Origin of the sequence: Gallibacterium salpingitidis (assembly GCF_001678495.1) — a bacterium.
Lineage (GTDB): Bacteria > Pseudomonadota > Gammaproteobacteria > Enterobacterales > Pasteurellaceae > Gallibacterium > Gallibacterium salpingitidis.
In genome coordinates this window covers 73,467-86,044 of sequence record NZ_JTJL01000003.1, presented here as the reverse complement: position 1 = coordinate 86,044, position 12,578 = coordinate 73,467, and the positions used below count along the sequence as shown (strand labels likewise).

The window sequence follows — 12,578 nt, the reverse complement described above, 5'->3', positions numbered from 1 at the left end:
ATAAAGAAAGAAAAGAGACAAGTCAAAAGGATTAATCCTGGCGGCGAGAATGCGATAGTCCCACCTGAATCCATGCCGAACTCAGAAGTGAAATGTCGTAATGCCGATGGTAGTGTGGGGATTCCCCATGTGAGAGTAGGTCACTGCCAGGTTAAAGAAAAGAGAGAAGGACGCTAGTTGAGGAATCAACTAGCGTTTTTTTATTTTTTGTGTTTTTGATTTTTTAGGGATGGTTGGATTTTACTTTGGCTTCCAATCACTAATCACCTCATTTTCTCCGTATCTATTAAGTTGATAAGTTTGTTCTGATATTCAACATGCATTTATTATCTAATTTTCCTATTAACGCTAATGTCAGTTTTTTGTCTGATAACTGTCATGGTTAAACCTTTTATAAAGTGAGAATATCCAGAGTACGTTAAATTTAATTTTATGTTGTTCGCTTATTTTTAACGTTTTATTTATGATGTGATATGAACTTTATTAATAAGAGGTTTCTATGTATGAATTCTGTCAAAATTTGGCGAGAAAAAAATGGCTGGACTCAAGAAACATTAGCGGAACTAACAGGATTATCTACACGTACAATTCATCGAGTGGAAAGAGGGGAGCGTGTTGGTTTGGAAACTTGGGCAGCTTTAGCAGCTGTATTTCAGGTAAGTATTGCAACTCTACAACAGCCACCGATTGAAAATGAGGTACGCTCTATGATTACACCTGAAATAAAAATAGCACTAAAGAAAGTACGTCAGATCAGAGACTTTTATATCCAATTGAGTATCTATTTTGTCATAAATCTTTTGTTATTTCTGATTAATTTAATAATGACGCCAGATTATTGGTGGGTAATTTGGGTAGTTATTGGATGGGGAATAGGTATATTGATCAAAGCTTTTCGCATATGGGTAATTCCTATTTGGTTGGATGATGAATGGGAGAGGAAAAAAGTTGAACAACAGTTAAATAAAAGATTATAACAATGGCGTTAATAATGATGATCGCTTCGGCGATCATCTAATTTTAAACAAGAAGACGAATCCATTGGATAACTGATGATTAGCTAAAAAATTACTTGTCAAATGTAAAATAAACGGTATTATAGCCGTCTAGAAGTAAAAACATCTATCTAATAACCTCTCTTTAATGTTTTCTACTTAATTTTATTGAAATAAATCGAAATTAGCACTTAGAGATTTTAATAAGGAATTTTCATGTCAAAATATTTATTTACTTCTGAATCAGTATCTGAAGGGCATCCAGATAAGATTGCTGATCAGATTTCAGATGCAGTATTAGATGCGATTTTAGAGCAAGATCCAAAAGCTCGTGTAGCTTGTGAAACTTATGTTAAAACTGGTATGGCATTAATTGGTGGTGAAATTACTACTTCGGCATGGGTTGATATTGAACATTTAGCACGTCAAGTTATTTGTGATATTGGTTATACTTCATCAGAAATGGGATTTGATGGACATTCTTGTGCTGTATTGAACGGCATTGGTAAACAATCTTCAGATATTAACCAAGGTGTTGATAGACAAAATCCATTGGATCAAGGTGCGGGGGACCAAGGGATTATGTTTGGTTATGCGACACATGAAACAGAAGTGTTGATGCCTGCTCCTATTACTTATGCACATCGTTTAATGGAAAAACAAGCTGAAGTTCGTCGTAGTGGAGTCTTACCTTGGTTACGACCAGATGCTAAAAGCCAAATTACATTTGTGTATGAAGATGGCAAGATTCAAGGTATTGATACAGTAGTGCTTTCAAGCCAGCATGCTGATAGTGTAAGCGAAAAAGAGCTACGTGAAGGTATTATGGAAGAAATTATTAAGCCAGTATTACCTGAACAATGGTTATCTGCAAATACCAAATATTTTATTAATCCAACAGGACGTTTTGTCATTGGTGGTCCAATGGGCGATTGTGGTTTGACAGGTCGTAAAATCATTGTTGATACTTATGGTGGAGCTGCTCGTCATGGCGGTGGTGCCTTCTCTGGTAAAGATCCTTCTAAAGTGGATCGTTCTGCAGCTTATGCTGCTCGTTATGTGGCAAAAAATATTGTTGCAGCAGGATTAGCAGATCGTTGTGAGATTCAATTATCTTATGCTATTGGGGTTGCAGAGCCAACTTCAATTATGATTGAAACTTTTGGTACAGGTAAAGTGGCTAATGAAGTATTAGTTAACGCAGTACGTGAACATTTTGATTTACGTCCATATGGTTTGATCAAAATGTTAGATTTGATTCAGCCAATTTATCGTCAAACTGCTGCTTATGGCCATTTTGGTCGTGAACAATTCCCATGGGAACGTACAGACAAAGCAGAATTGCTACATAACTATTTGAAGTAAAGAATGTATTTTTAGTGTATTAAAAAAGCAGATCCTCGATCTGCTTTTTTTGATGGGTATTTTTATTTTTTTGGTAATGTAATTACCGGCTCATCACTTGGGCGATAAAGAACTAAGATATGTCCAATACGTTGTACTGCACAAGCGCCAGTTTCACGTACGATGGCCGCAGTAACTAATTCTTTATCTTCACGATCAACACCAGAAATTTTTACTTTAATTAATTCATGGTGATTTAAGGCATTATCAATTTCAGCAATAACGCCCTCAGTTAAACCATTTCCACCCAATAAAACAACAGGATTTAAATGGTGTGCGAGACCTTTTAAGTACTGTTTTTGCTTAGTTGAAAGAGTTAATGACATAGGAATCCTTTAATCATAATTTTGAAACCCAGTATTTTAAACATTTATGCAGAAAATAGGAAGAAAATCATATTAATTCACTGGATTGACATCTTATTTAGCCAGAATACGCTAGAATTGTATTTCCTATTGCTGTATTCGTTGAATTTACATCACTTTACCTTGAAATTTAGGTAACAATCATCATATAGTATCGGTATTTTTGATATCAAAGTAATAAGTTTTAATTTTAAGTTGTTATGGGTAAGAAAAAACGTTCTGCTAGCTCTACTCGTTGGCTCAACGAACATTTCAAAGATAAATTTGTTCAACAAGCTCACAAACAAAAATTGCGCTCCAGAGCCTATTTTAAATTAGATGAAATTCAAAAAACGGATAAATTATTTAAGCCAAATATGACTGTGGTTGATCTTGGTGCAGCTCCAGGTGGTTGGTCACAATATGTGGTAACTCAAATTGGCAACAAAGGTAGAGTAATCGCTTGTGATATTTTAGATATGGATCCGATTGTTGGTGTTGATTTTTTGCAAGGTGATTTCCGCGAGGAAAATGTGCTGAAAGCACTTCTTGATAAAATTGGCGACAACAAAGTTGACGTGGTGATGTCAGATATGGCACCGAACTTTAGTGGTATGCCTTCAGTTGATATTCCACGCGCAATGTATCTTGTCGAATTAGCTTTAGATATGTGTAAGCAGGTTCTTGCTACGCAGGGGAGTTTTGTGGTTAAAGTGTTTCAAGGAGAGGGATTTGATGAATATCTACGAGAAATTCGCTCATTATTTAAAAATGTAAAAGTACGCAAGCCAGAGGCTTCTCGGGATCGTTCTCGTGAAGTTTATATTGTCGCAACTGGCTATAAACTTTAACCATATCAAATAGTTTTTTAATCAGACAAATAAAAACGGGGATTTACCTTGAAAAATAATAATATGCTTAAAAATGTCTTACTTTGGAGTGTTGTCGCTGTAGTGTTGATGACGGTTTTCCAAGGTTTTTCAAGTAGTACAAGAGATACGGTAGATTATTCTACTTTTATCACTGATATTGGTAATAATCAGGTATCAGAAACAGTATTTGATGGTAATGAGATTACTGTTACTAAGAAAAGTGGTGATAAATACCAAACAGTAATGCCACTTTATGATGATAAAGTATTAGATGATCTCCTTAAGAAGGATATTAAAGTAGCTGGTACTCCACCAGAAAAGCGTGGATTATTTTCACAAATTTTGATTTCTTGGTTCCCAATGTTGTTATTGATTGGGGTTTGGATTTTCTTTATGCGCCAAATGCAAGGTGGTGGCGGTGGTGCGCTAAAATTTGGTAAAAGCCGTGCCAGAATGATGACGCAGGAGCAAATTAAGACAACTTTTGCGGATGTTGCTGGTTGTGATGAAGCGAAAGAAGAAGTTGGTGAAATTGTCGATTTCTTACGTGACCCAGGTAAATTCCAAAAATTGGGTGGAAAAATTCCGAAAGGTATTTTAATGGTAGGTCCTCCAGGAACAGGTAAAACATTATTAGCAAAAGCAATTGCGGGTGAGGCGAAAGTACCATTTTTTACCATTTCCGGTTCAGATTTCGTAGAAATGTTTGTTGGGGTTGGTGCTTCACGTGTGCGTGATATGTTTGAACAAGCGAAGAAAGCAGCGCCTTGTCTAATTTTTATTGATGAAATTGATGCTGTCGGTCGTCAACGTGGTGCAGGTTTAGGCGGCGGTCATGATGAACGTGAGCAAACCTTGAACCAAATGCTAGTAGAAATGGACGGTTTTGAAGGTAATGAAGGTGTTATTGTTATTGCGGCAACTAACCGTCCAGATGTACTCGATCCAGCATTAACACGTCCAGGACGTTTTGACCGTCAAGTGGTGGTTGGTTTACCTGATGTACGTGGTCGTGAGCAAATTTTGAAAGTGCATATGCGTAAAATTCCTATGGGAAGCGATGTTGATCCAATGACGATTGCTCGTGGTACCCCAGGTTATTCTGGAGCTGATTTAGCTAACTTAGTTAATGAAGCAGCGCTTTTTGCAGCACGTACTAATAAGCGTTTAGTCACTATGCTTGAGTTTGAAAAGGCCAAAGATAAGATCAATATGGGACCAGAACGCCGTACTATGATGATGACGGATAAGCAAAAAGAATCAACTGCTTATCATGAAGCTGGTCACGCTATTGTAGGTTATTTGGTGCCTGAACATGATCCGGTGCATAAAGTAACTATTATTCCGCGTGGACGTGCATTAGGGGTAACTTTCTTCTTACCTGAAGGCGATCAAATTAGTATTAGCCAAAAACAATTAGAAAGTAAGTTGTCTACCTTATATGCGGGACGCATCGCCGAAGAATTAATTTATGGTGATGAAAATGTATCAACTGGTGCATCAAACGATATTCAAGTTGCTACTAATATTGCGCGTAAAATGGTAACTGAATGGGGTTTCTCAACTAAATTAGGACCAATTTTATATGCAGAAAATGAAGGTGAAGTTTTCTTAGGTCGTTCAATGGCAAAAGCAAAACATATGTCTGATGAAACAGCTCATACGATTGATGAAGAAGTGCGTGATATTGTGTCGCGTAACTATCAACGTGCAAGACAACTGTTAATTGACAATATGGATATTTTACATGCAATGAAAGATGCATTAGTAAAATATGAAACTATTGATGAACCACAAATTAAACAATTAATGGAGCGTCAAGAAGTGACACCTCCAACAGGCTGGGTAGAAAAAACTAAACCAGCAGAGAAAACAGAACCAGCTGCTGAAAAAACAGAGAAAAAAGAAAATGAGGTGAAAGAAACCTCAGAAAATAAAGATGATTCTTCAGAAGAAGTTTAATGATGTAAGTAATGGGGTCGTAAGACCCCATTTTTGTTGCTTGCTGTTTCTAGTTAAATCAAATCTCAATAAATTCATTCCGACTTAATTTATCTTAAGTAATTCCTTTCTATCATTGATACAGCCACATTAGCTGAAACTAAATAATATTCTCGACTATTTATGTTTTCCGGTTAATATAGAAGTGATTTTATCTATCTGAAAAAATTAAAGTTATGATGGTTATTAATGAATAATTTTGAGTTTTATTGATTGGTTTGAAAAGGAGAGAAGACAATGTCATTGCTTAGCAAAACTTTTGGTGGATTAAATAAAGCCTATTATTTTAGGCATCTATTTTTCGGTTTAATTATTTATATTATTTTTGAAGTAACAATGTATCACGCTAGTGTTGGTGTTATTGATAGTCGATTTATTGGGGTGACATTAGTCTTAACACTGTTTTTACTGTTATACCCATATTCGAGATTTGTTTATGAATCCATTATTGATTACATAATGGGAGATAATGTCTTTTATGTGAATGCAATTTTATTGCTGTTTGTCAAAATAATGATGATGCTATTCTGTTTTGCGTTTAGTTGGGCGATTGCGCCAATTGGTTTAATTTTTCTTTATTTTTATCATACAAAACAAGAAAAATTAGCTAATTCTAATAATATTGATGAGTAAGAAAAAATAGGGGTAGATAAATTTACCCCTTTATTTTTGATTAGCTAAGAAAAAATGATCATTTCTTAGCTACTTTTAAAGCAGAGAAACTTTGTGATACAGGCATAATTTCAATAGAATTAATATTAACATGTGCTGGTTGTTGATAAATCCATAAAATAGTATTGGCTATATCCTCTGGTTGAATATATTCAACACCTTCATAAACTTGTGCAGCACGTTCATCATCACCTTTAAAGCGGACATTTGAAAATTCAGTTCCACCACATAATCCTGGTTCAACATTAGAAACTCGAATTGCAGTACCAGAAAGATCAGCACGTAAGTTTAAACTGAATTGTTTTACAAATGCTTTGGTTGCACCATACACATTGCCACCAGGATAAGGATAGGTACCCGCGATAGAACCTAAATTAATGATAGTCCCTTGATTGCGTTCCACCATTTGCGGTAATACTTGGCGAGTTAAATAAATTAGTCCAAGCACATTAGTGTCAACCATTGTTTTCCAATCAGCAAAGTTGGTTTTATAAGCTGGTTCTAAGCCTAGTGCTAAACCGGCGTTGTTGACTAATAAATCGATTGATTTCCACTCTGCTGGCAAAGACGAGAGTCCTGCATCAATCGATTGAGGATCAGAAACATCCATGACTAGAGGATAGAATTTGTCACCAAATTCTTTTTGTAACTGTTGTAGTTTATCTAAGCGGCGAGCAGCACCGATAACTTTGTAACCAGCATTAATGAATGCGCGACATGTAGCTGCACCAAAACCAGCTGAAGCGCCAGTAATTAAAATGCTCATAGCTTTCCTCCTTTTGAGATCAATTAAGTTGATTTAGGTAATTACTTCCAAGTAATTGCATTTGCCTTAAAATCCAATTTTGTCTGGATTGTACATAAGCTGATGGACGGTTTACTCGGTATAGAATCGGATTTGGCAATACGGCGGCCAGTAACGCAGCTTGATAACGAGTGAGTTTAGCAGCGCTTTTTTTGAAATAATATTGGCTAGCGGCTTCTACACCGAAAATACCAGGTCCAAATTCAGCAATATTTAAATAGACCTCAAGAATACGCCGTTTTGACCAAAAAAGCTCTAAACTTAAAGTAATAGGTACTTCTAATCCTTTTCTAATCCAGCTTCGTCCTGACCATAAAAATAGGTTTTTAGCTGTTTGTTGTGAAATAGTAGAAGCTCCTCTTGTACGTTTAGATGATTGATTATGTTTGAATGCTTTTTCTATAGCATCAATATCAAAGCCCCAATGATCAGGAAATCGTTGATCTTCGGCAGCAAGTACTGCTAATTGCATAGCAGGTGAAATTTGATCCATACTTACCCATTTATGTTGGGTATGGTAATTAGTGTTGAAAATATTAGTGACGGTTTTTTGCAACATATAAGTAGAATAAGGAATTGGCAAAAAACGCAATAGTATGACACAACAAAAAAAGCCAGCGATTAGCATAACTAACAGCTTAGCTAAACGAAGACGGCAGCGTTGTGAAAAAAGTTTATTAATTTTCAACATTCAATTGTGTTTTTACCCATTGCAAAAAATCGGGATCAATACTTTTAATTAAATTAGAACCACGAGTAATCGTTGCGACACTGGTATTGAGATTTTGCTGAATTTCTCGCTGAGATAATTTCTTATCCAATAATTGTTTAACAATTTGCAAACGCAAACCCAATGAATCACGTTCATCAGGGGTAAGTAGCATCATTAATATGTCTTGTTCTTTTCCTGCTGCAAACCCTTGTCTTAAAAAATTCAAGACTTGTTGCCACTGTTCTAAATCTCGACTGATGTACATAGCTTGCTCCTTTCATTTACTATTAAACTAGTATAATCGATCAGTTTCTGATTTGCTGAATTTTTTTGCAGCTTGTTTTTGTAATACTTGGTAATAATAGTCGTAACTGATGACATTTTGCACATAATTACGTGTTTCATAGAAAGGAATAGAAGCTATAAATTCTGCCATTGATAACTTACCATTATTATCAGCTAGCCATTGATCAACTTTATTGGCACCAGCATTATAGGCTGCCGCAATCAATAATCGATTATCACCATATTTTTCAGCAAGTTGCTGTAAATGTGTCGTGCCTAATAAGATATTGGTTAATGGATCGGTTAATTTATTCGCTTGCTGTGGAGCATATTGTGCTTGTATTGCCGTAGCTTGTGCGGTACTTGGTAATAATTGCATTAATCCAATTGCATTAGCAGCGGAGCGTACATTAGGGCGCCATGCACTCTCTTGACGTGCAATCGCCATGGCAAATGATGATGAAATGGTTTTATTAGCAACGTTAATAGTAAACCAATCCTGATAGGCAAATGGTAAACGTAAACGAATATATGCCCAAGCTTTTGCTTTAATCGTGGCAGCAACAGCTAAATCATACCATTGCTGTTGTAGTGCATATTCACTGAGCAGTAGTGCTTGTTGGTCAGAAACGTTGTTAAGTAAATAAGACCATTCTGTATAAGCATCATCGATATAGCGAAAGTTTCGCAATTCTGTAATGCGAGCTAGAGTTTTGGTAATTTCAGTATCTTGCCATAACTGATCAAATGAAATTGGTTGTGTAAGATCTGACATTGGTGGTTGATAATTAATGCCTAAGGTTTCAGCAGCCAATAAAGCGTAAAATCCTCGTTGTTGACTTAATTGCGTTAAGATAGTTTGTGCTTGTTTTTTATTACCTTGTTTTTGCGCTTGCCAAGCCTGCCAATAACGCCACTCATCTTTGCTAGCCGTAGCAGATGACAGCAAATTTAACCATTCAGAAAATGGTTGTTGCTGGCGAATGGCGACACGCAAGCGGCGTTCTAATAATGAATCATCTTTTAAAATACGTAATTGTTGATCACGCCAATCCAACCATTGTGGCTGGGTATTGTCGAAAAAGCGTTGTAGGATAGCTTTCTTTAGTATATTGAGTTCATCATCTGAGAATTGCCATTTTTGCTGCCAATTGGTGAGTTGCTGTTGTAATTGGTTAAAATCTAATGATTGTTCGCCAATTGTGCGGAAATAGCGTGGTAAATTAGCGAGTAAGATCTGCTTATTCTGTGCTGTTACCGTCCAATTCTCACTAATTTTTACGATATTTTGTGGTTGTGCCAACAAATTAATCCAATCTTGTAAACGTTGTTTTGCCGCTTCATCTTTAGTTAAATCACGTAAATAATTCAGCAAGCTACGATTTTTAGTAGTGATTGCTAAATCTGCCCGTTGTTGGATGAGTGTTTCATTCAGTTTTCCTGCCTGTTGCCAAGCATCAAAAAGCGGAATGCACTGCTTTGGTAAATTATCTCCTGAAAGCCATAATTTTTCGGTTTCTTGCCAAAGTTTATTTAATTCTTCAGTATTATTGATGGTGGTTTGTTTAGCAATTAGTTGAATACATTGTTGGGCGGTATTTTGTGCTGGAATTTGAGTTGTTGCCGTAGTGACTAATTGCCAATCCTGCTGTTGCAAGGCTTTTTGATAGAACTGATCAATAAGAGCATTATTTAAAGGAAAATTGGGATTAGCAGCTAAAAATTGTTGTAGTTGTGCCAAAGAAACTAAAGATTGTCTAACTAAAGTACGATACCACGCATAAGGATAGAGCGGATAATCTTGTAGTTTTGGTAATAATTGCGTAGCGAATGCAACACTGCTATCACTTACATTACCACTTAAAAATTGCATAAACTCTTGATATTGTTGACGTTGTAGAGTGAGTTTATCTGGTTGTGTGGTAGGTGTATCGGTTGTTGTTGATACTTTGTTTTCCGCTGCGTAAGATACGCTACCAACAACCAAGCTTAAGATTAAGACTGATTTTTGCCAAGCGTGCATAATGTTCTCCCTTTAATACTGCTTTTTTATACAGTCTAACACGCTTGATTGTTGGTGAAAAATAACGGTTTTATTTTTTAGGCAATTTTCTTCGCTAGCATAGTAACGAATTTCATTTTAATTCGATTGCCATTGGCGTCAGTTTTATGTAATTCGCCCATCTCTTCTTGATATTTAATTAATTCCCAACCTTGATAATAGTTGCGTAATTCATCTTCTTTAAAAGTAAATGAGAACGGCATTGGACAAGGTACATCAGCCGTATTCATTGCGGCAACAATAAGATTATAACCACCAATATTAGTGTGTTGCTGCATATTGGCAATAATGTTTGGTACAGCTTGGGCATTCAAGAACATAAACACTACTGTTGAAACAATAAAATCATAATTTTCTTGGATATTAGCTGAATTAATATCATAGAGAGCTGTTTTTACGGATAATTGTTCTTTTTCTGCCATTTCATTAAGAAATTGGATACTGGTTGGATTATGATCCCAAGAAGTGACATCATAACCTAACATACTAAGGTATAAGCTATTACGACCTTGTCCACAACCTAAATCTAACACTTTGCAAGGCGTTAAGATTTCACTTGCAGCTTTTACTTCAGAATGGGTTGCGGTGAGATTATATTTTTTACTGAAATAGTCAGAGCGACGGCAGAGGAAAGATAATTGACATTCTAAGTCATCTGAAGCCGATTCAACACGATGCCATGCTTGTGGTTCGACTAAAGGAATATCACTTTCAGGTGTAAAAAGATGTTCTGAAAGTACTTCTCCTTCTTCATTGAGTTGATAGAATTTTAATTTTCCTTTTAATACACGAAGTTGTCCCCAAGTACCAACTTTAGTGTTATGTTTTTCTTGGAACATTGCTGGTAAAGTTTTGTTATTCCAAACAGGCATGGTTTTATAAGCGATCAATGTTTCTTGCATAATTTTTTCCCCTAAATGACTTTAAGATACTTATTATATATAGATTTAAAATTGATATCTGTAACTCCTTTTTATTAAATTTACGCAAACGTTTGCTTATCGCGATAGACAAGTCTATAATCCTCAACCATTTTTTAATGCAACTCACTCTTTTGGGGAATTTATGAATAACAAACTGCTTTTTAGCGTTGAAGACAAACCACCTTTGGGCTTAGGTTTATTATTAGCAGCACAACATTTGTTGGCGGCACTTGGCGGTATCATCGCAGTGCCATTAGTAATCGGTAATGTATTACATTTACCAACGGAAGATACGATTGTATTAGTTAATGCAGCCTTGTTGATTTCAGGTGTGGTGACTATGATTCAGTGTATTGGTGTTGGACCAATCGGTATTCGTTTGCCAAGTGTGATGGGAACGAGTTTTACCTTTGTGGCAGCTGCATTAGCAATCGGTTTTAGTCAAGATGGTGTTGCGGGTATTCTGGGTGCCTCTTTAGTGGGTTCATTAGTGATGATTATTGGTAGTTTCTTTATGCCATCAATTCGTAAACTTTTCCCACCAGTAGTCACTGGAACAGTAGTAACGATGATTGGTTTAAGTTTAATTCCTGTAGCAGTGGATTGGTTCGCTGGTGGACAACGAGGAGAACCTCAATATGCAACACCTGAAAATTTAACGATGGCATTATTTGTATTAGCGTTAGTGGTTATTTTAGTGCAATGGGGAAAAGGGATCTTTTCAGCTGCAGCGATCGTAATTGGGATGTTGGTTGGTTATTGTGCTGCATTAGCATTAGGTTGGGTGAGTTTTGAAGGGGTGAAACAAGCGCAAGTTTTTGCCTTACCACAACCATTACATTTTGGTTTGGCTTTCCCTATTTCAGGAATCATTGGAATGAGTATTGCTTATTTAGTGACCATTGTTGAATCAAGTGGTAATTTCTTAGCGTTAGGAAATGCGACAAAAACTGAAATTACTGGCGATCATTTACGTCGTGGTGTGTTATGTGATGGCGTAGGTTCAGCATTAGCAGCGATTATGTCAACTACACCATTCTCGTCTTTCTCACAAAATATTGGAGTGATTTCATTAACAGGCGTCGCTAGTCGCTATGTTGTGGCAATGACAGGTGGATTATTGGTACTTGCCGGACTATTTCCTGTTTTTGGTGCGTTGATTGTGTCTATTCCATTACCAGTATTGGGTGGCGCAGGTTTAATGATGTTTGCCATGATTATTGCTGCTGGTATCCAAATGTTAGATAAAGTAGAACGTACTAAACGTAATGGCTTAATTATTGCTATTTCAATTGGTTGCGGTTTAGCAGTCACTACACGCCCTGAAATTCTCGATAAATTGCCAAGTTTCTTTAAAGAAATTTTTGGTTCTGGTATTACGGTTGGATCATTGTTAGCACTGATTTTAAATTTAGTATTGCCGCAAGAAGAAAAAGAAGAAGAATAAAAAACTTTATTAATTATAGATTTAAAAAGTAGCCCTTAGTGGCTACTTTTTTTATG

At 36.2% G+C, this 12,578-nt stretch carries 12 protein-coding genes and 1 rRNA gene; 7 read left to right on the top strand and 6 right to left on the bottom strand.

From position 1 onward, the window contains the following. Nucleotides 1-36: 36 nt before the first annotated feature. From rrf to metK, 3 genes are all read left to right on the top strand, one after another. Nucleotides 37-152: ribosomal RNA gene (gene rrf, locus QS62_RS01230) — 5S ribosomal RNA — on the top strand. A 351-nt stretch (nucleotides 153-503) separates the two neighbouring features. After that, entirely contained in the window at nucleotides 504-977 is a 474-nt protein-coding gene (locus QS62_RS01225; protein WP_066104660.1) for a helix-turn-helix domain-containing protein, read from the top strand. A 234-nt stretch (nucleotides 978-1,211) separates the two neighbouring features. After that, nucleotides 1,212-2,360, top strand: a complete 1,149-nt coding sequence (gene metK, locus QS62_RS01220; RefSeq protein ID WP_066104657.1) for a methionine adenosyltransferase — start codon at nucleotides 1,212-1,214, stop codon at nucleotides 2,358-2,360. A gap of 62 nt (nucleotides 2,361-2,422) precedes the next feature. Here the strand turns inward: metK and yhbY are convergent, their stop codons facing one another. Continuing rightward, entirely contained in the window at nucleotides 2,423-2,725 is a 303-nt protein-coding gene (yhbY, locus tag QS62_RS01215; protein ID WP_066104655.1) for a ribosome assembly RNA-binding protein YhbY, read from the bottom strand. Between the two features lie 239 nt (nucleotides 2,726-2,964). On the opposite strand from yhbY, the gene rlmE reads away from it, so the two are divergent. The 3 genes from rlmE (at nucleotide 2,965) to QS62_RS01200 (ending at nucleotide 6,249) form a co-directional block, all read left to right on the top strand. Continuing rightward, a complete protein-coding gene (gene rlmE / locus QS62_RS01210; protein WP_066104651.1) occupies nucleotides 2,965-3,594 on the top strand; it encodes a 23S rRNA (uridine(2552)-2'-O)-methyltransferase RlmE in 630 nt (209 codons plus the stop codon). A 63-nt stretch (nucleotides 3,595-3,657) separates the two neighbouring features. Then, nucleotides 3,658-5,577, top strand: a complete 1,920-nt coding sequence (ftsH, locus tag QS62_RS01205; RefSeq protein ID WP_066104681.1) for an ATP-dependent zinc metalloprotease FtsH — start codon at nucleotides 3,658-3,660, stop codon at nucleotides 5,575-5,577. Between the two features lie 276 nt (nucleotides 5,578-5,853). Then, entirely contained in the window at nucleotides 5,854-6,249 is a 396-nt protein-coding gene (locus QS62_RS01200; RefSeq protein WP_066104648.1) for a hypothetical protein, read from the top strand. A 58-nt stretch (nucleotides 6,250-6,307) separates the two neighbouring features. Here the strand turns inward: QS62_RS01200 and QS62_RS01195 are convergent, their stop codons facing one another. The 5 genes from QS62_RS01195 to tehB form a co-directional block, all read right to left on the bottom strand. Next, nucleotides 6,308-7,054: an SDR family oxidoreductase gene (locus tag QS62_RS01195; RefSeq protein WP_066104646.1), complete on the bottom strand. Its 747-nt coding sequence runs from the start codon at nucleotides 7,052-7,054 to the stop codon at nucleotides 6,308-6,310. Nucleotides 7,055-7,073: 19 nt separating this feature from the next. Continuing rightward, nucleotides 7,074-7,784, bottom strand: coding sequence for a monofunctional biosynthetic peptidoglycan transglycosylase (mtgA, locus tag QS62_RS01190; protein ID WP_066104644.1), 711 nt, complete (start codon nucleotides 7,782-7,784; stop codon nucleotides 7,074-7,076). After that, nucleotides 7,771-8,070, bottom strand: a complete 300-nt coding sequence (gene trpR, locus QS62_RS01185) for a trp operon repressor (protein WP_066104641.1) — start codon at nucleotides 8,068-8,070, stop codon at nucleotides 7,771-7,773. Before trpR ends, mtgA begins: the two co-directional genes overlap by 14 nt. A gap of 27 nt (nucleotides 8,071-8,097) precedes the next feature. Next, the gene (locus QS62_RS01180) at nucleotides 8,098-10,113 is read right to left on the bottom strand and encodes a transglycosylase SLT domain-containing protein (RefSeq protein WP_066104639.1); all 2,016 of its coding nucleotides are present in this window, start codon (nucleotides 10,111-10,113) and stop codon (nucleotides 8,098-8,100) included. A gap of 77 nt (nucleotides 10,114-10,190) precedes the next feature. Then, a complete protein-coding gene (gene tehB / locus QS62_RS01175) occupies nucleotides 10,191-11,054 on the bottom strand; it encodes an SAM-dependent methyltransferase TehB (protein ID WP_066104636.1) in 864 nt (287 codons plus the stop codon). A 163-nt stretch (nucleotides 11,055-11,217) separates the two neighbouring features. Between tehB and QS62_RS01170 the strand changes: the two genes are divergently transcribed. Then, nucleotides 11,218-12,522, top strand: a complete 1,305-nt coding sequence (locus QS62_RS01170) for a nucleobase:cation symporter-2 family protein (protein WP_066104634.1) — start codon at nucleotides 11,218-11,220, stop codon at nucleotides 12,520-12,522. The last annotated feature ends 56 nt before the right edge of the window (nucleotides 12,523-12,578 follow it).